This window comes from Mesorhizobium sp. ESP-6-4, assembly GCF_020164735.1.
In the GTDB taxonomy this organism is placed as follows: Bacteria; Pseudomonadota; Alphaproteobacteria; order Rhizobiales; family Rhizobiaceae; genus Mesorhizobium.
Window position 1 is genome coordinate 14,660 of sequence record NZ_JAIUGS010000025.1, and the last position, 17,626, is coordinate 32,285.

A 17,626-nucleotide genomic window follows, 5' to 3' on the forward strand; every position below is an offset into this window, starting at 1 on the left:
AGCCGCTCGATCCGACGGTCATGCGGAAAACCATCAGAGGCCGTGGCCTCTTGAACAACTGAAGAAGGAAAAGAGCCATGCGCCACGGTTTCAAAGGCCGTCGTTTCGCCCGCAGCATCAGCCACCGCAAGTCGATGTTCGCCAATCTCGCCGTGTCGCTGATCGAGCACGAGCAGATCGTCACCACCTTGCCGAAGGCGAAGGACCTGCGTCCGATCGTCGAGAAGCTGGTGACGCTCGGCAAGCGCGGCGACCTGCACGCCCGCCGCCAGGTGATCGCGCAGATCGGCAATGAAGGCGTCGTCAAGCGCCTGTTCGAGACCATCGCCCCGCGCTACGCCACCCGCAATGGCGGCTATCTGCGCATCATGAAGGCGGGCTTCCGCAAGGGTGACAACGCCGCGATGGCGGTGATCGAATTCGTCGATCGCGATACCTCGGCCAAGGGCGCCGCCGACCGCGCCCGCATAGAGGCTGAGGGCGCCAACGAGGAAGCCGCGGCCGCCTGAGGTCGCTGTTTCGTCAATGACTTCGAGGGGCCTACGGGCCCCTTTTGCATTTGGAGCAGGTTTGAGCGGCTGAGCGGAATTTCACGCCCAGGCTCAAGCTTTTGCGCGACAAGTGTCGCATTTGTGTGCATTAGCCTTTCATTCTGCACATTCGTCGAGACAATGGCGCCCTATCTGGAGGGATTCGAGAATGCACCTCAAACGACTGTTTCTTGTTGCCGCGCTGGCGGTCTTTGCCGCGGCACCGGCCGCAAGACAGGCTTTTGCCGAGGACGCCGCCAAGCCGGCGGATCCGGGCCTCTCCGACGTGCTGACCGATCTGTTGCATGGCGTCGAAGGCGAGAACGGCACGTCCGGCCCCGACAAGCGCGTGCCGTTCGGCCGCGAGGAGGTGCAGCTCTCCTTCGCGCCGCTGGTCAAGCAGACGGCGCCGGCCGTCGTGAATGTCTATGCCTCGCAGACCGCAAAGGTGACGTCGCCCTTCGAAGGCGATCCCTTCTTCGAGGAGTTCTTCGGCCGTGCCCAGCCGCGCGCCCAGTCCTCGCTGGGGTCCGGCGTGCTGGTCGATCCGAGCGGCGTGATCGTCACCAACTTCCACGTCATCAAAGATGCTGACGAGGTGAAGGTCGCGACCGCCGACGGGCGCGAGTTCACCTCAAAGGTCATGCTCAAGGACGAGACACTCGATCTCGCGGTGCTCAAGATCTCGGCCGACAAGCCGTTTCCGGTGATTGCCATCGGCGATTCCGACGCGCTTGAGGTCGGCGACCTTGTGCTCGCCATCGGCAATCCGTTCGGTGTCGGCCAGACCACCACCAGCGGCATTGTCTCGGCACTCGCCCGCAGCCATATCGGTGTTTCGGATTCGGGCTATTTCATCCAGACCGATGCCGCCATCAATCCCGGAAATTCCGGCGGCGCGCTGATCAACATGGGCGGCCAGCTGGTCGGCATCAACACGGCCATCTACAGCCGCAGCGGCGGTTCGATCGGCATCGGCTTCGCCATTCCTTCGAACATGGTGCGCGCCTTCGCCGACGCCGCCAAGGCCGGGCTCGACTTCTTCGAGCGTCCCTATATCGGTGCGGAATTCGAACTGGTGACGCCACAGATCGCAGAGTCGCTCGGCATGGAGAAACCCACCGGCGCATTGGTGTCGTCCGTGGACGCCACCGGGCCGGCGGGCAAGGCCGGCCTGAAGCCTGGCGACGTCATCCTGTCGCTCAACAACACGCCGGTCGAAAGCATCGAGGCGCTCGACTACCGCATGGCGACGCTGTCGATCGGCACCAAGGCGACCTTCGCCGTGCTGAGCAAGGGGCAGCAGGCGACGTTGGAGATTCCGCTGGAGCGCGCGCCGGAAGGCGCCAAGCCCAGCGAGGTGACCTTGCGTGGCCGCAGTCCCTTTTCCGGCGCCAAGGTGGCGGAACTGTCGCCCAGGCTTGCCCAGCGGCTTGGCCTTCGCACCGATCTCAAGGGCGTCACCGTCATCGATATCAGCCGCGATTCGCCGGCCGCCGATTTCGGTTTCCAGCCGGGCGACATCGTGCGCGAGGTGAACGGCACCACCATCGAGACCGCGGCGACGCTGGCGCAGGTTGCCCAGCAGGACACGCGCTGGTGGCGCTTTACCGTCGAGCGCGGCGGGCAGATTCTGCGCCAGGTGTTGCGTTATTGAGGCGATCTGCCCATTTAGAGCATGATCATGATCCCGAACCGAAGGCCGGCGTAGCAAGAAGTGGGAACCGGCGTTCGGATAAGATGGTGCTCGCAAAAGAACGGAATCGCGTCTCAAACAAAAGACTTGCATGGCAGATCTGTTCAGTTCCGATGAGCCGGAAAAGGCGCCGCCCGGGCGGCCGCTGGCCGATCGGTTGCGCCCAAAAAACCTCGGCGAGGTCGTCGGGCAGGAGCATCTGACCGGCCCTGACGGCGCGCTGACCAGGTTGATCGATTCCGGCTCGCTCGGCTCGATGATCTTCTGGGGTCCGCCCGGCACCGGCAAGACGACGGTGGCGCGGCTGCTCGCCGGCGAGACCAACCTTGCCTTCGAGCAGATCTCTGCCGTGTTTTCCGGTGTCGCGGATCTCAAGAAAGTCTTCGAGGCGGCCAAGCTCAGGCGCACCAACGGCCGCCAGACGCTGCTCTTCGTCGACGAGATCCATCGCTTCAACCGCGCCCAGCAGGACGGCTTTTTGCCGGTGATGGAAGACGGCACCGTGGTGCTGGTCGGCGCCACGACGGAGAACCCGTCCTTCGAATTGAATGCCGCGCTTTTGTCCCGCGCGCGCGTGCTGGTGTTCCGTTCGCTGGGTGAGGACAGCATCGCCAAGCTTCTGGCGCGAGCGGAAGAAACAGAGGGCAGGGCGCTGCCGCTCGACGAAGAAGCGCGTGCCATGCTGATCCGCATGGCGGATGGCGACGGCCGCGCCTCGCTGACGCTGGCTGAGGAAGTCTGGCGCGCCGCCAAGAAAGGCGAAGTGTTCGGGCCGGAAGGCCTGCAACGCGTCATCCAGCGCCGTGCGCCCATCTACGACAAGGGCCAGGACGGCCATTACAATCTGATCTCGGCGCTGCACAAATCGGTGCGCGGCTCCGATCCGGATGCCGCGCTTTATTACCTCGCCCGCATGTTCGATGCTGGCGAGGATCCGCTCTATCTCGGCCGCCGGCTCGTGCGCATGGCGGTGGAGGATATCGGGCTCGCCGACCCACAGGCGCTTGTCGTGGCCAATGCGGCCAAGGACGCCTATGACTATCTAGGCTCGCCAGAGGGCGAGCTCGCCTTTGCCCAGGCCGCCGTTTATCTCGCCACGGCGCCGAAATCGAACGCCGTCTACACTGCCTTCAAGGCCGCGACCGCGGCAGCCAAGGAGTTCGGCTCGCTGCTGCCGCCCAAGCACATCCTCAACGCGCCGACCAAGCTGATGAAGGAAGAGGATTACGGCGCCGGCTATCGGTACGACCATGACGAGCCGGAGGCGTTTTCAGGCCAGGACTATTTTCCGGAGAAGATGGGCCGGCGCACTTTCTACGATCCGCCGGAACGCGGTTTCGAGCGCGACATCCGCAAGCGGCTGGAATACTGGGCAAAGCTGCGAAGCGAACGGAACAGCTGAGTTACGCGGCCCGGCGGTCGGCACGCTTCGACGCGAAGCCGCGTTGTGGTGGACCACACCTGCTGCGGCATTGTGCCGGGAAACAAAAAATCCTATCAAGACGCACGGCTGGCGGGGGTCGCCGTGATGTTGTCCCATGGAACAGGATCGCGCTCCCGCGCGAATGACAATGACAAAGCAAACCGTCAAGACGCTCCGCAAGGCCGCCATCGCCGTCGTAGTTCTCGCGCTCGCCTTCTACTTCATCCCGATCCTGACCACCGTCTGGGTCGTCTGCGGCCTGATCGATGTCATGCGCAACGACCAAAAAAACCAGAACCTGTTCGAGCGCTACTTCCTCGGCAACGGCCTGTTCACCTGGCTGTTGTCGCCGTTCAACCTGATCGTCGACCTTCTCAGCTACCGCAACCTCGGCGTCTGGAAGCCCGAGCAGTTCCCCGAGGACTATCAGCGCGAGATCAACGAGGTGCTGGGCGTCTTCAAGGCGCGCAAGGACGAGATCATCGCCGATATCGATGCCAATTTCGGCGCCGGCCGCCGCGGCATGTATGTCTACCAGTGGTACGGCAAGCACAAGATCGACAACGTCCCCGAATTCAACAAGGACTACAAATACATCAAGACGATCGCGGTATCCGTTTTCAGCAAGCGCGAATCGACGTCCTGGCATTTCGGTCCGCTCAGGCTCAGCCTGCGCATCCTCTACAATCTGATACCGGTGAAGGCCGAGATCTTCGTCCAGTGCGGCAGCAAGAAGAACTACTGGTATGACAATCCCCTGTTTATCTTCGACGACACGCTGTTCCACCGCTCGGTCAACGAATATGACGGCCGCCGCTACTGCGTCTTCGTCGACATCATCCGCCCGTCTCCGTTTCCGAGGCTGATCGCGGGCCTTCTCGCCGTCGTCTCGGTCAGCGTGGAGCGCATCAATTCGGTCTTCTACAAGAACTGGAAGATGATCGGCTCGTCCAAGCCGAAGGCGGCCGCCAACTGACCACGGCGGAACCTCGCCTCGATCCGCCTTAAACCAACGTCCAATGGCGCGGACGAACCGGGACCTTTAGGACTCCAACGCGGCTCCAGGACACGCGTAGCGATTTTTCGTCGGGAATTGCGCAAGATCAAATACGCGTTCCGGCCGGCGTTCTATCGAAAGCTGACCCGCAACTGGTAGCGGAATAGTCTACCGAGCATGATGACGGAGCGGCAGGAGGTTCCGCTCACCGGGAGGATTAGGTGATTGGACGGCAACCAGCCGTGCACGCGGACCAGGTCCAGGCCTCGGTCGCCAAGAGCGATGCAGCCCATTCGGCGGTCGTCGCTTCGTGGCGGCGGTCCCTCCAATTGCACGGCCTGGACCCCGCAGCACGCACGGCGCCGCGGCGGCTGACCGAAGGCGAGCTCAGGCTCACGAGGCAGCGCATGGAACGGTTGATCCGCGCGGCCGAACCCAGCCTCAATCGGCTCTATCTCGCCGTGGGCGGCGTCGGCTGCTGCGTCATGCTGGCGGATCGCGACGGCATCCCGGTGGAGCGACGGGGCGCTGTCGCGGACGACGAGACATTCGATGAATGGGGCCTGTGGACCGGCACCGTCTGGAGCGAGGACAGCGAAGGCACTAACGGCATCGGCACCTGCATCGCCGACCAGCGCGCTCTGACCATCCACCGCGATCAGCATTTCTTCTCCCGCAACACGCTGCTGAGTTGCACCACGGCGCCGGTCTATGATCATGAAGGCAATCTGGCGGCGGCGCTCGATGTCTCGTCCTGCCGGTCGGACCTGACCGAGGGCTTTGTCCAGCTCATCGCGGTCGCCGTCGGCGACGCCGCGCGCCGGATCGAAGCGGAAAATTTCCGCATGGTGTTTTCGGATGCCCGCATCTTGCTCGCACCCGTCACCGAGCGCAGCGCCGGTGCGCTGGTAGCGGTCGATTCGGATGATCTTGTGATCGGCGCGACGCGCTCTGCCCGTCTTGGTCTCGGCATAACGCGGGAAGCGCTGGCGAGAGGACTGCTTGCCACCGATATTCTCGGCGACTGCGCAAAGGCCGCTGAGGATTTGGACGATGCCGAGCGTGGTGTGGTTCAGCGGGCGCCGGCGCGCGCCGGCGGCAACGTCTCGGCCGCCGCGCAGAACCTCGGCATCTCCCGCGCCACCCTGCATCGCAAGCTCGCCCGCTTCGACATTCGCCGCCCGCATTGATTGCAGACCGGACTGTCGCAGTTCTGCGACAGTCGGGCGCCACGATCATCCAGTCCCGGGCTGACAAGCCAGTGCCGATCAGCAACCCTTCCTCCCATAGCGCCGCATCCCGCGGCGTGCTCATTGGGAGGCAGTGATGAACAAGGTGGAATTCTCGCGTACGGCCAAGGTTCCTTTCGCCAAGCGCTACGACAACTTCATCGGCGGCAAATGGGCGGCGCCGCTCTCCGGCAGATATTTCGACAACATCTCGCCGGTCACCGGCCGGCCGCTCTGCGAAATTGCCCGGTCGGACGCAAATGACATCGAGGCCGCGCTTGATGCCGCCCACAAGGCCAAGGACGCCTGGGGCAAGACCAGCCCCGCGGCTCGCGCGCTGATCCTCAACCGCATCGCCGATCGCATGGAAGACAATCTCGACCTGCTGGCGCTCGCCGAGACCTGGGACAATGGCAAGCCGATCCGCGAGACGACCGCCGCCGACCTGCCTCTGGCCATCGACCATTTCCGCTATTTCGCCGGCGTACTGCGCAGCCAGGAAGGCTCGATCTCCGAAATCGACCACGACACCGTCGCCTACCACTTCCATGAGCCGCTCGGTGTCGTCGGCCAGATCATTCCGTGGAACTTCCCGCTGCTGATGGCGGTGTGGAAGCTGGCGCCGGCGCTCGCCGCCGGCAATTGCGTGGTGCTGAAGCCCGCCGAGCAGACACCCGCCACGCTCATGCTGTGGGCCGACCTCATCGGTGACCTCTTGCCAGAAGGCGTGCTCAACATCGTCAACGGCTTCGGCCTTGAGGCCGGCAAGCCGCTCGCCTCGTCGAACCGCATCGCCAAGATCGCTTTCACCGGCGAGACGACCACCGGCCGCCTGATCTCGCAATATGCCAGCCAGAACCTCATTCCGGTGACGCTCGAGCTTGGCGGCAAGTCGCCCAACATCTTCTTCCAGGACGTGATGGCCGAAGACGACGATTTCTTCGACAAGGCGATCGAGGGCTTCGTCATGTTCGCGCTCAACCAGGGCGAGGTCTGCACGTGCCCCAGCCGCGCGCTGGTGCATGAGAAGATCTACGACAAGTTCATCGAGCGCGCGCTGAAGCGTGTCGAGGCGATCGTCCAGGGCGATCCGCTCGATCCCGCCACCATGATCGGCGCGCAGGCCTCGAGCGAGCAGCTGGAAAAGATCCTGTCCTACTTCGACATCGGCCGCCAGGAAGGCGCCGAAGTTCTGACCGGCGGCGAGCGGAACCATCTGCCGGGCGATCTCGCCGGCGGCTACTACGTCAAGCCGACCGTGTTCAAGGGCAACAACAAGATGCGCATCTTCCAGGAGGAGATCTTTGGACCCGTCGTGTCCGTGACGACCTTCAAGGACGATGACGAGGCGCTGTCGATCGCCAACGACACCCTCTACGGCCTCGGCGCCGGCATCTGGAGCCGCGACGCGAACCGCTGCTACCGCTTCGGGCGCGCCATCCAGGCGGGACGTGTCTGGACCAACTGCTATCACGCCTATCCGGCGCATGCCGCCTTCGGCGGCTACAAGCAGTCCGGCATCGGCCGCGAGACGCACAAGATGATGCTCGACCATTATCAGCAGACCAAGAACATGCTGGTCAGCTACAGCCCGAAGAAGCTCGGCTTCTTCTGATCCTCCCAGGGCGAAGAGGAGGGCGCGGCCCACCCGCGTCCTCCCGTCAGTCGAGGAGGATTTGATGGACAAGCCTTCATTGGGCAAGGTGTCGGCCACGCCGGAGGCCGAGGCGCTGCTTGCCGAGATCATCGCCGATCACGGCCCGGTTCTGTTCCATCAGTCCGGCGGCTGCTGCGACGGTTCTTCGCCGATGTGCTACCCGCGTGGCGAGTTCATGATCGGCGACAATGACGTGAAATTGGGCGAAATCGGCGATACGCCGGTCTATATCAGTGTCTCGCAATATGAGGCGTGGAAGCACACCGACCTCATCATCGATGTGGTGAAGGGCAGGGGCGGCATGTTCTCGCTCGACAATGGCCGCGAGAAGCGCTTCCTGACGCGCTCGACGGTCTGCGCGGTGCTTAGCCTTCGGGCAGTTGATCAGACGACGTTGGGGTAATTATCGCGCTTTGTTGGGCCTTTGGCTCGCAACCTGTCCGCCTTAGTGCTATGGCGCCGCTTTCGAATGGAAAAGCAAAGTCATGGCAGGTGTTGAACAGATCACGGTTGAGGCCGGCGAGGCGGGCATGCGGCTCGACCGCTGGTTCAAGGTCCATTATCCGGGCCTCGGCTTCGGCCATCTGCAGAAGTTGCTTCGGTCGGGGCAAATCCGCGTCGATGGCGGCCGGGTGAAGGCCGACACGCGTGTGGAGCCCGGCCAGTCTGTCCGCGTTCCGCCGCTCGATGTCGATAAGAAGGGCGATGCGCCGCTCACCGGCCACTCGATCCGCAACCAGGGCGATGCCGACGTGCTCGCCAAGATGCTTCTGCATGAGGACCCGAAAGTCTTCGTCTTCAACAAGCCGGCGGGGCTCGCCGTGCAGGGCGGCTCCGGCGTCACCCGCAATGTCGACGACATGCTGGAGGCCTGGCGCAACAAGAAGGGCGAGAAGCCACGCCTCGTCCACCGCCTCGACCGTGACACGTCCGGCGTGCTGGTGGTCGCCCGCACCCGTCTTGCGGCGATGAAGCTTTCGGAAGCGTTCCGCGCGCGAGAGACCAAGAAAACCTACTGGGCGCTGGTCAAGGGCGTGCCGCCCAAGCGCGAGGACAAGATCTCGACCTGGCTGATCAAGGAGCCGACGGAAGATGGCGACCGCGTGCGCGTGGCTGCGCATGGCGAGAAGGGCGCCGACCACGCCGTCTCCTACTACCGTGTCATCGAGCAGGCGGCGCAGACGATGACCTGGCTGGAGATGGAGCCCTATACCGGCCGCACGCACCAGCTTCGCGTTCACGCCGCCTACATAGGTTGCCCGATCATCGGCGATCCCAAATATTTCGAGGCCGATACCAGCTGGGATTTCCCGGGCGGCATTCAAAACCGCCTGCACCTGCATGCGCGCCGCATCATCATCCCGCATCCGGACCACGGCGTCATCGACGTCACGGCGCCGATGCCGCCGCATATGCGCCAGAGCTGGAACCTGATCGGCTTCGACGACCAGAGCGCGGAAGACTGACTTGGCTGTCGCCCCCGCATTGGATCGCCGCGATGCAGTCGACATGGCCGCGGCGGCCATCATGGTCGGGCTGACCTTTTCCTGGGGCCTGAACTATGTCGCCGCCAAGGTGTCATACTCCGGCTACGACCCTGTCTTCGTCTCGATCGCACGTTCGCTCATCGGGGGAGCCTGCGTGTTCGCCTGGTGCCGGCTGCGCGGCATCAAGCTCTTCGAAGCGGATCGGACGCTGGCCGCCGGTATCGTCGTCGGCGTGCTCTTCGGCGTCGAGTTCCTGTGTCTCTATATCGGCCTCGAATACACGACCGTTGCCCGCAACACGCTTTTGGTCAACACCATGCCGTTCTGGGTGCTGATCGGCGGACATTTCCTGCTTGGCGAGCGTATCAATGCGCGCAAGCTCGGTGGCCTTGTTCTCGCCTTCTGCGGCCTGGCGGCGGTCTTCTCCGACGGCATCACTGCCGGCAGCGGCGCGACACTGACCGGCGATCTGCTCAGTCTCGGCTCGGGCATTCTCTGGGCGGCGACCAGCATCGTCATCAAACGATCGAGGCTGGTCGACACGCGCGCGGAGAAACTGCTGCTCTATCAGCTGGCCGGCGCCGCCGTCGTTGGTGTCCTGGTGATGCCTTTCGCCGGCCCACCCATCCGCGCGCTTGCTGTCCTGCCGACACTGGCGCTGCTGTTCCAGTCTATCTATATCGTCGCCTTCACCTATGTGTTGTGGTTCTGGCTGCTCACGCGCTATCCGGCAGCCGGCTTGTCGAGCTTCGCCTTTCTGTCGCCGGTGTTCGGCGTCCTGTGCGGCGCGGTGCTGTTGGGCGAGCTGCCGACGATCAGGATTTTCCTGGCGCTCGGCCTGATTGCCGCCGGGCTGATCATCGTCAATCGCCCGGCGCGCAGACAGCCCACACCATAGATCAGCTTGCGAAACGGCAAGCTGCCCTATCTCTTTGTGTTGGCGCGATTGCGGACGCAAAACCGCTTCACACTTTTCCTCAAATTGCTTTAAGGAGTTCGGCATGCGCGACATCCTCGAAGACCTCGAAGCCGGTAAGCTGCTTTCAGATCCCGATCCTGTGCGCCGCGCCCAGATCCAGATGAAGACGCCGCTGCCGAAGCGTTTCTACAAGGCTGTTTCGGTGGCTCCTATCGAGAATGGCTTTGCCGTTCATCTGGACGGCCGCCCCGTGCGCACGCCGGGCAAGGCTGTGATGGTGCTGCCGACCGAAAAGGCTGCAGCACTTGTGGCCGCTGAATTCAGCGCGCAAGGCGAAGTCATTGATCCCGTGACAATGCCTATCATGCGGCTGGTGAACACCGCCATCGACGGCGTCGCCTCCGATCCGCAGGCGGTGCTCGAAGATATCCTGCGCTTCGCCTCGTCCGATCTTCTTTGCTACCGCGCCGACGGCCCGCAAGGCCTGGTCGATCGCCAGAACAAGCATTGGGACCCGGTGCTGGACTGGGCGCGCGGCCATCTCGGCGCACGCTTCAACCTTGCCGAAGGCGTCGTCCATGTCGAGCAGCCCCGCGAAACCATCGCCGTCCTCGGCGCGCATCTTGGCCAGCGCTCGGAGCCGATGCGGCTGGCCGCCATCCATGTCATGACCGCGCTGACCGGCTCGGCGCTGCTGGCGCTGGCCGTCGATTTCGGCGAGCTCGATGGCGAGGAAGCCTGGGCGGCCGGCCATGTCGACGAGGATTGGCAGATCGAGCATTGGGGCCAGGATGCGGAGGCCATGGCGCGCCGCTTGGCACGCAAGCGCGACATGATGGCGGCGGTCAGCCTGCTCGAGGCGCTGCAAGGCTAAAGTAACTTCAGGAACGCCGCACAACGGGTTCTGTTCAGAATACCGTTGGGCCACTGCCAGCTATCCGGCAACCGATCCCATGCTATTATTCGCCGCTCAATGGGGGGCGGCAATGTCGGACTTTCGGAATGCGGTAACCTCAATGCCGGGCAGGGAGCGCCTGGCCAAAGCGCCCCATGGCGCAAAAGTTGTGATCCATGCCACTGCCGCCGAGACGAACGGCGCATTCGGGATGTGGGAAACTTTCACCCCGCCCGGGAAAGGCCCGGCCCCTCACACTCACACCCGAGAGACCGAGGTTTTTCGGGTGATACGCGGGATCTATCGTTTCCAATGTGGCGACGAGGAATTCGATGCCCATCCAGGCGCCGTCGTTGTTTTGCCTCCTCATGTGCGTCACAGTTGGCGAAACATTGGCGACGAGCCCGGGCAGATGTTCGCAATAGTGACGCCGGGTGGCTTCGAGCAACTCTTCATGGAGATAGAGGCCTCTGGCGCCGACGCGCCCGACGAGATCGCATTGATTGAAGCACGCCTTGGGATAATCAACGACGAGACGGTGGCGATCAATCGCTGACACTTGGCCATGCATCTTGAGAAACGCTTCCTTTCCAAGAAGAGACATTCGATCGGTGGTATTTGCTGCCTAGTGCCGGAAATGATCCGCTCCAAGTGCTGCACTCAGCTTTCGCAGCGCACCTAATACCAAAGTCATAATCCCATCGTCGCGGTGCCTTTCGCCCGCCCTTTCTGTCATTTTTCCTTCGTTGGCTGCGTTTTTGAGTCCGCGTTCGCAGGAGCGCGGACGGTGGCGCGCAGCCATCGAGGACAGACGGGATCTCACGGGAGGATACATCAATGGCAATGGCTTCGACCGCCGGCGGAACCAGCCGCGGCATGACGCGGGAGGAGAAGAAGGTCATCTTCGCCTCCTCGCTCGGTACCGTTTTCGAGTGGTATGATTTCTATCTCTACGGCTCGCTGGCCGCCTTCATCGGCTCGACCTTCTTCAGCCCGGCGATTCCCGAAGCGACGCGCAACATCTTCGCGCTGCTGGCCTTTGCCGCCGGCTTCCTTGTGCGTCCGTTCGGCGCGCTCGTGTTTGGCCGCATCGGCGATCTCGTCGGCCGCAAATACACCTTCCTCGTCACTATGACGATCATGGGCCTGTCCACCTTCCTGGTGGGCCTGCTGCCCGGCTATGCCAGTTGGGGCATCGCGGCGCCCGTGATCCTGATCGGGCTGCGCATGCTGCAGGGCCTTGCGCTTGGCGGCGAGTATGGCGGTGCCGCGACCTACGTCGCCGAACACGCGCCGGACGACCGACGCGGCTACTACACGTCCTGGATCCAGACCACGGCGACGCTCGGCCTGTTCCTGTCGCTGATCGTCATCCTGATCGTCCAGGGCTCGCTCAGCAAGGAGACCTACGCCAGTTGGGGTTGGCGCATCCCCTTCATCGTCTCGTTCCTGCTGCTCGCCATCTCGATCTGGATCCGGCTGTCGCTTTCGGAGTCGCCGACCTTCCAGCGCATGAAGGAGGAAGGTAAGGGCTCCAAGGCGCCGTTAACGGAAGCTTTCGGTCAGTGGAAGAACGCCAAGATCGCCCTTCTGGCGCTGCTCGGCCTTACCGCCGGCCAGGCCGTGATCTGGTACAACGGGCAGTTCTACGCCCTGTTCTTCCTGCAGAACGTGCTGAAGGTCGACGCATGGTCGGTCAACGTCATGATCGCTATCGCGCTGGCCGTCGGCTCGATCTTCTTCGTCGTGTTCGGCTGGCTGTCGGACAAGATCGGCCGTAAGCCCATCATCATGGCAGGCCTTGCGTTGGGCATCGTCTGCACCTTCCCGCTGTTCAAGGCTCTGACCTGGGCCGCCAATCCGGCTCTGGCCACCGCGCAGCAGAACACCCGCGCGACGGTGACGGCGGCGCCCGGCGACTGCAAGTTCCAGTTCAATCCTGTCGGCACGGCGAAGTTCACGACATCCTGTGATATCGCGACGTCGTTCCTGACCAAGAACTCGGTGCCTTACGACGTCGTTGCGACGGCAGCGCCTGGAACCGCGGCCTCGGTCAAGGTCGGAAACGAGACGGTGGCGTCCTATGACGCCGTTGCCGCTGGCGATCAGGCCAAGGCCAAGGAGGCGGCCTTCCAGAAAGCGGTGAACATGGCGCTGCGGGACGGCGGCTATCCGCTGAAGCGCGCCGCGGCCAAGGTTCCGGACCAGAAGCTCGACGCCTTCATCGCGGCCAATCCCGAACTCAAGCTCGATGCCGCGGCCATCCGCGGCGGCGAAAAGGCGACGGTTCCGGCCGACAAGGCGATCGCCGACAAGCTGCTGACCAAGGAGGAGGCGGCGGGTGCGCCCGAAGTCACCGTCTACAACATCCCGGGCGGCGGTCCGTTCGCCATGACTGCCGATCCGGCAGCCATCAACTGGCCGCTCACGATCGGCATCCTGTTCATCCTGGTGCTGTTCGTGACCATGGTCTATGGGCCGATCGCGGCCATCCTGGTCGAGATGTTCCCGACCCGCATTCGCTACACCGGCATGTCGCTGCCCTACCACATCGGCAATGGCTGGTTCGGCGGTCTGCTGCCGGCAACGGTGTTCGCGCTCAGCGCCTACAAGGGCGATATCTACTACGGTCTCTGGTACCCGGTTATCATCGCGGCAATGTCGCTTATCATCGGCATGATCTTCGTCAGGGATACGCTCGGCACAGACCTCCACGCCAAGGAATGACCTCGGTCATCCCGCTCAAACAGAAGGCCCGGCGTGAGCGATCACGCCGGGCTTTTTTCATGCCCAATTGGAAGAAAGCGGACAGCTCAGCTCCTGCGCTGCTGGTTCTCTTCCTCGATCGCGGCTTCGTGGTACCAGCCGTCGAAGTCGGCGTGCTCGCCGCGAAGTGCCGCAAGTTCTGCCGCGAATTTGGCCTTGGCGCCTAAATTTGAGGCAGACTTGCGTGCTGCGAGCGGGAACAGCAGGACTTTTGCCGACGGCCGCGATGGCGTGACTTGCATTGCCGATCTCCTCGCCTTTTCAGGAGCGTACCGATTCACCTTCCCATCAAAGTATGCCCTGCGACTCCTTTAGGCAATATGCTTACAAAAAGATCAGCAAATGCCTATTTTGTAAGCAAAAACGGCGCCTGAACGATCCAGTCGCATTGCTGAGACGGCTCAACAAAATCAACGCGTTGCCATGACCATTTTGCCGCACCCCGCGAAGGCCGAGTGGCATACGAATTGCTTTTTGACCGTCGGCAGGCCGGCTCGAGCCGGCCGAGCGTCGCCACCATTTGGCGGTGATCAAGCAACGAGAGGCTCTAGAATGACCAAATACAAGCTCGAGTATATCTGGCTGGACGGCTACACACCGGTCCCCAATTTGCGCGGCAAGACCCAGATCAAGGAATTCGCCGAGTTCCCGACGCTCGAGCAGCTGCCGCTATGGGGCTTCGATGGTTCCTCCACGAACCAGGCCGAGGGCCGCAGCTCCGATTGCGTGCTGAAGCCGGTCGCGCTTTATCCAGACCCGGCCCGCACCAACGGTATTCTGGTCATGTGCGAAGTGATGATGCCCGATGGCGTCACCCCGCATGAATCCAACAGCCGCGCGACCATCCTCGACGACGAGGATGCCTGGTTCGGCTTCGAGCAGGAATATTTCTTCTACAAGGACGGCCGTCCGCTTGGCTTCCCCGAGAGCGGCTACCCGGCCCCGCAGGGTCCGTATTACACCGGCGTTGGCTACAAGAACGTCGGCGATGTCGCCCGCCAGATCGTCGAGGAACATCTCGACCTTTGCCTCGCCGCCGGCATCAACCATGAAGGCATCAACGCCGAAGTGGCCAAGGGCCAGTGGGAATTCCAGATTTTCGGCAAGGGCTCCAAGAAGGCCGCCGACCAGATCTGGATGGCGCGCTATCTGCTGCTGCGTCTGACCGAAAAATACGGCATCGACATCGAGTTCCACTGCAAGCCGCTCGGCGACACCGACTGGAACGGCTCGGGCATGCACTGCAACTTCTCGACCAAGTACATGCGTGAAATCGGCGGCAAGGCCTATTTCGAGGCGCTGATGGCGCAGTTCGACAAGAACCTGATGGATCATATCGCGGTCTACGGCCCGGACAACGACAAGCGCCTGACCGGCAAGCACGAAACCGCGCCGTGGAACAAGTTCTCCTACGGTGTCGCCGACCGCGGCGCTTCGATCCGCGTGCCGCACTCCTTCGTCAAGAACGACTACAAGGGCTACCTGGAAGACCGTCGCCCGAACTCGCAGGGCGACCCCTACCAGATCGCCTCGCAGGTGCTGAAGACGATCTCGCAGGTTTCGACCGCCGCGGTTTCGGCCGCCGCCTGATTCCTCGCTTGCCAGGGCGCAGGGCCCCTGGCGCGATGGGCACGCTAGAAAAGCCCCAGCGGAAACCCGCTGGGGCTTTTTGCATGGGAGAGCCGGCAATCCAGGCCAGTCTGCCGCCACCGTCAGGCGGCAATCACGCACGCGATTTGAGCGCTGCCACTACGTCTTGGCGTGGGGCAGGGCGCGGCGTGCGGTTCCCGTCGCGGTTGACCAGGGCGAGGAAGATGTTGCCGGAGAAATGCGAGCAGCCGGCGGTGCCGGTGCGCGAGCCCGACCGGCACGCGCCGCGCCGGCTCGAAAGCCCGTCTTCAGAAATGAAAAGCCCTTGGAAGGGAATGCCTTCCAAGGGCAGAATTTTCTATCCGATCAGAAGTTTAGACCGAATAGTACATGTCGTACTCGACCGGGTGCGGGGTCATTTCGAAGCGCATGACCTCGGCCATCTTGAGCTCGATATAGCTGTCGATCTGATCGTCGTCGAAGACGCCGCCGGCCTTCAGGAAGCCGCGGTCCTTGTCGAGGTTCTGCAGCGCTTCGCGCAGCGAGCCACAGACGGTCGGGATCTTCTTCAGCTCCTTCGGCGGCAGGTCGTAGAGATCCTTGTCCATCGGCTGTCCGGGGTGGATCTTGTTCTTGATGCCATCGAGGCCGGCCATCAGCATGGCGGCGAAACCGAGATAGGGGTTCGCGCCCGGATCGGGGAAGCGGACCTCGACGCGCTTCGACTTCGGCGAGTTGCCGAACGGAATGCGGCAGGAAGCTGAGCGGTTGCGCGCCGAATAGGCGAGCAGCACCGGCGCCTCATAGCCCGGCACCAGACGCTTGTAGGAGTTGGTCAGCGGGTTGGTGAAGGCGTTGATCGCCTTGGCGTGCTTGATGATGCCGCCGATGTAATAGAGGCAGCTCTCCGACAGGCCGGCATATTCGTTGCCGGCGAAGGTCGGCTTGCCGCCCTTCCAGATCGACTGGTGGACGTGCATGCCCGAGCCGTTGTCGCCGAACACCGGCTTCGGCATGAAGGTGGCTGTCTTGCCGTAGGCGTTGGCGACCTGGTGCACGACATACTTGTAGATCAGCATCTTGTCGGCGTTGCGCACCAGCGTGTCGAACTTGATGCCGAGCTCGTGCTGCGCGGCGGCGACCTCGTGGTGGTGCTTTTCGACGCGCACGCCCATTTCGGCGAGCACGGTCAGCATCTCGGAGCGCATGTCCTGGCAGGAATCGATCGGTGGCACCGGGAAATAGCCGCCCTTGATGCGCGGACGGTGGCCGAGATTGCCGGTCTCGTAGTCGGTGTCGTCGTTGGAGGGCAGTTCGGTCGAGTCGAGACGGAAGCCGGTGTTGTAGGGATCGGCCTTGTACTTGACGTCGTCGAACACGAAGAACTCGGCCTCGGGACCGACATAGATGGTGTCGCCGATGCCTTCCGCCTTCATGTAGGCCTCGGCCTTCTTGGCGGTGCCGCGCGGATCGCGGTTATAAGCCTCGCCCGAAATCGGATCGAGGATGTCGCACAGGATGACCATGGTCGACTGGGCAAAGAACGGATCCATATGGACGGTATCGGTGTCCGGCATCAGCACCATGTCGGACTCGTTGATTGCCTTCCAGCCGGCGATCGAGGAGCCGTCGAACATGACGCCGTCGGCGAACATGTCTTCCTCCACTTCGACGACATCCATCGTCACATGTTGCAGCTTGCCCCGCGGATCGGTGAAGCGCAGGTCGACGAATTTCACGTCGTTGTCCTTGATCTGCTTCATGATGTCTTTGGCTGTCGTCATGTCATTTCTTCCCTGTGTGATGACGTCCGGAAATGGATTGTAGGTTTTGGTCAGATGGCGTCGATGCCGGTCTCGCCCGTGCGGATGCGCACGACTTCCTCTATGTTGGAGACGAAGATTTTTCCATCGCCGATGCGGCCGGTCTGCGCCGCCTTGCGGATGGCCTCGATTGCGCCTTCGACAGCTTCGTCGCCAAGCACCACCTCGATCTTCACCTTGGGGAGGAAATCGACGACATATTCGGCGCCGCGATAGAGCTCGGTATGGCCCTTCTGACGGCCGAAACCCTTGGCTTCGGTGACGGTGATGCCTTGCAGTCCGGCCTCCTGAAGCGCTTCCTTCACTTCGTCCAGCTTGAATGGCTTGATGATCGCTTCGATCTTTTTCATGTAAAAAGTGGCCTCCACTGCCAAGAAGACGGGTTGTGTGCCCCGCTTGCGCCTTCATCAAGCACGAAGCGTGCCAATCCTGAGGAGAGCAGACGGTGAGGGGCGTTTTCGCGCCCATGCCGCGTCCGGATGCAAATTCGCGTCACCGGCTGCATCGGATGCGTCATGGACGCCCAAACCGTATACATCGCTCCTCCTCGCGCCTGCGCAAAAAATGGGCAGACAGCGCAATTTGCAGGCTGAACCCCTCCCGGATGCAACCGC

General features: G+C 62.7%; 17 protein-coding genes. 13 read left to right on the forward strand and 4 right to left on the reverse strand.

The annotated features are described in order from the left end of the window. Positions 1-77: 77 nt before the first annotated feature. The 12 genes from rplQ (at position 78) to LB523_RS27120 (ending at position 13,560) form a co-directional block, all read left to right on the forward strand. On the forward strand, positions 78-509 hold the full coding sequence (rplQ, locus tag LB523_RS27065) for a 50S ribosomal protein L17 (RefSeq protein ID WP_140544883.1): 432 nt from the start codon (positions 78-80) through the stop codon (positions 507-509). Positions 510-699: 190 nt separating this feature from the next. Continuing rightward, the gene (locus LB523_RS27070) at positions 700-2,187 is read left to right on the forward strand and encodes a DegQ family serine endoprotease (RefSeq protein WP_095765502.1); all 1,488 of its coding nucleotides are present in this window, start codon (positions 700-702) and stop codon (positions 2,185-2,187) included. Between the two features lie 130 nt (positions 2,188-2,317). Next, positions 2,318-3,628: a replication-associated recombination protein A gene (locus tag LB523_RS27075; protein ID WP_224608772.1), complete on the forward strand. Its 1,311-nt coding sequence runs from the start codon at positions 2,318-2,320 to the stop codon at positions 3,626-3,628. A 169-nt stretch (positions 3,629-3,797) separates the two neighbouring features. Further along, positions 3,798-4,625, forward strand: a complete 828-nt coding sequence (locus LB523_RS27080) for an aspartyl/asparaginyl beta-hydroxylase domain-containing protein (protein ID WP_224608775.1) — start codon at positions 3,798-3,800, stop codon at positions 4,623-4,625. 242 nt (positions 4,626-4,867) lie between these two features. Continuing rightward, on the forward strand, positions 4,868-5,836 hold the full coding sequence (locus tag LB523_RS27085) for a GAF domain-containing protein (RefSeq protein ID WP_224608778.1): 969 nt from the start codon (positions 4,868-4,870) through the stop codon (positions 5,834-5,836). Positions 5,837-5,972: 136 nt separating this feature from the next. After that, positions 5,973-7,490, forward strand: a complete 1,518-nt coding sequence (gene adh, locus LB523_RS27090; RefSeq protein ID WP_224608781.1) for an aldehyde dehydrogenase — start codon at positions 5,973-5,975, stop codon at positions 7,488-7,490. Between the two features lie 64 nt (positions 7,491-7,554). Next, positions 7,555-7,935, forward strand: coding sequence for a DUF779 domain-containing protein (locus LB523_RS27095; RefSeq protein WP_224608784.1), 381 nt, complete (start codon positions 7,555-7,557; stop codon positions 7,933-7,935). An 82-nt stretch (positions 7,936-8,017) separates the two neighbouring features. Continuing rightward, positions 8,018-8,998: an RluA family pseudouridine synthase gene (locus LB523_RS27100; protein ID WP_224608787.1), complete on the forward strand. Its 981-nt coding sequence runs from the start codon at positions 8,018-8,020 to the stop codon at positions 8,996-8,998. Positions 8,999-9,041: 43 nt separating this feature from the next. After that, the gene (locus LB523_RS27105; RefSeq protein ID WP_224608849.1) at positions 9,042-9,917 is read left to right on the forward strand and encodes a DMT family transporter; all 876 of its coding nucleotides are present in this window, start codon (positions 9,042-9,044) and stop codon (positions 9,915-9,917) included. A gap of 103 nt (positions 9,918-10,020) precedes the next feature. Continuing rightward, positions 10,021-10,812: an ATP12 family chaperone protein gene (locus LB523_RS27110; RefSeq protein WP_224608790.1), complete on the forward strand. Its 792-nt coding sequence runs from the start codon at positions 10,021-10,023 to the stop codon at positions 10,810-10,812. Positions 10,813-10,924: 112 nt separating this feature from the next. Then, on the forward strand, positions 10,925-11,389 hold the full coding sequence (locus LB523_RS27115; RefSeq protein WP_224608793.1) for a cupin domain-containing protein: 465 nt from the start codon (positions 10,925-10,927) through the stop codon (positions 11,387-11,389). 281 nt (positions 11,390-11,670) lie between these two features. Next, complete coding sequence (locus LB523_RS27120; RefSeq protein WP_224608796.1) at positions 11,671-13,560, forward strand: MFS transporter; 1,890 nt, start codon at positions 11,671-11,673, stop codon at positions 13,558-13,560. An 86-nt stretch (positions 13,561-13,646) separates the two neighbouring features. On the opposite strand, the gene LB523_RS27125 is transcribed toward LB523_RS27120, so the two are convergent. After that, on the reverse strand, positions 13,647-13,841 hold the full coding sequence (locus LB523_RS27125) for a DUF2735 domain-containing protein (protein ID WP_224530070.1): 195 nt from the start codon (positions 13,839-13,841) through the stop codon (positions 13,647-13,649). Positions 13,842-14,151: 310 nt separating this feature from the next. Between LB523_RS27125 and LB523_RS27130 the strand changes: the two genes are divergently transcribed. Continuing rightward, positions 14,152-15,189: a glutamine synthetase beta-grasp domain-containing protein gene (locus LB523_RS27130; RefSeq protein ID WP_224608799.1), complete on the forward strand. Its 1,038-nt coding sequence runs from the start codon at positions 14,152-14,154 to the stop codon at positions 15,187-15,189. A 133-nt stretch (positions 15,190-15,322) separates the two neighbouring features. On the opposite strand, the gene LB523_RS27135 is transcribed toward LB523_RS27130, so the two are convergent. Genes LB523_RS27135 through LB523_RS27145 form a run of 3 tightly spaced genes read right to left on the reverse strand, consistent with a single transcriptional unit; the run spans position 15,323 to position 17,362 of the window. Continuing rightward, complete coding sequence (locus LB523_RS27135; protein WP_224608802.1) at positions 15,323-15,535, reverse strand: hypothetical protein; 213 nt, start codon at positions 15,533-15,535, stop codon at positions 15,323-15,325. 28 nt (positions 15,536-15,563) lie between these two features. Next, complete coding sequence (gene glnA / locus LB523_RS27140) at positions 15,564-16,973, reverse strand: type I glutamate--ammonia ligase (protein WP_095765489.1); 1,410 nt, start codon at positions 16,971-16,973, stop codon at positions 15,564-15,566. A gap of 50 nt (positions 16,974-17,023) precedes the next feature. After that, positions 17,024-17,362 (reverse strand): P-II family nitrogen regulator, encoded by a 339-nt coding sequence (locus LB523_RS27145; RefSeq protein WP_018428041.1) that lies wholly within the window; start codon positions 17,360-17,362, stop codon positions 17,024-17,026. Between the last annotated feature and the right edge of the window lie 264 nt (positions 17,363-17,626).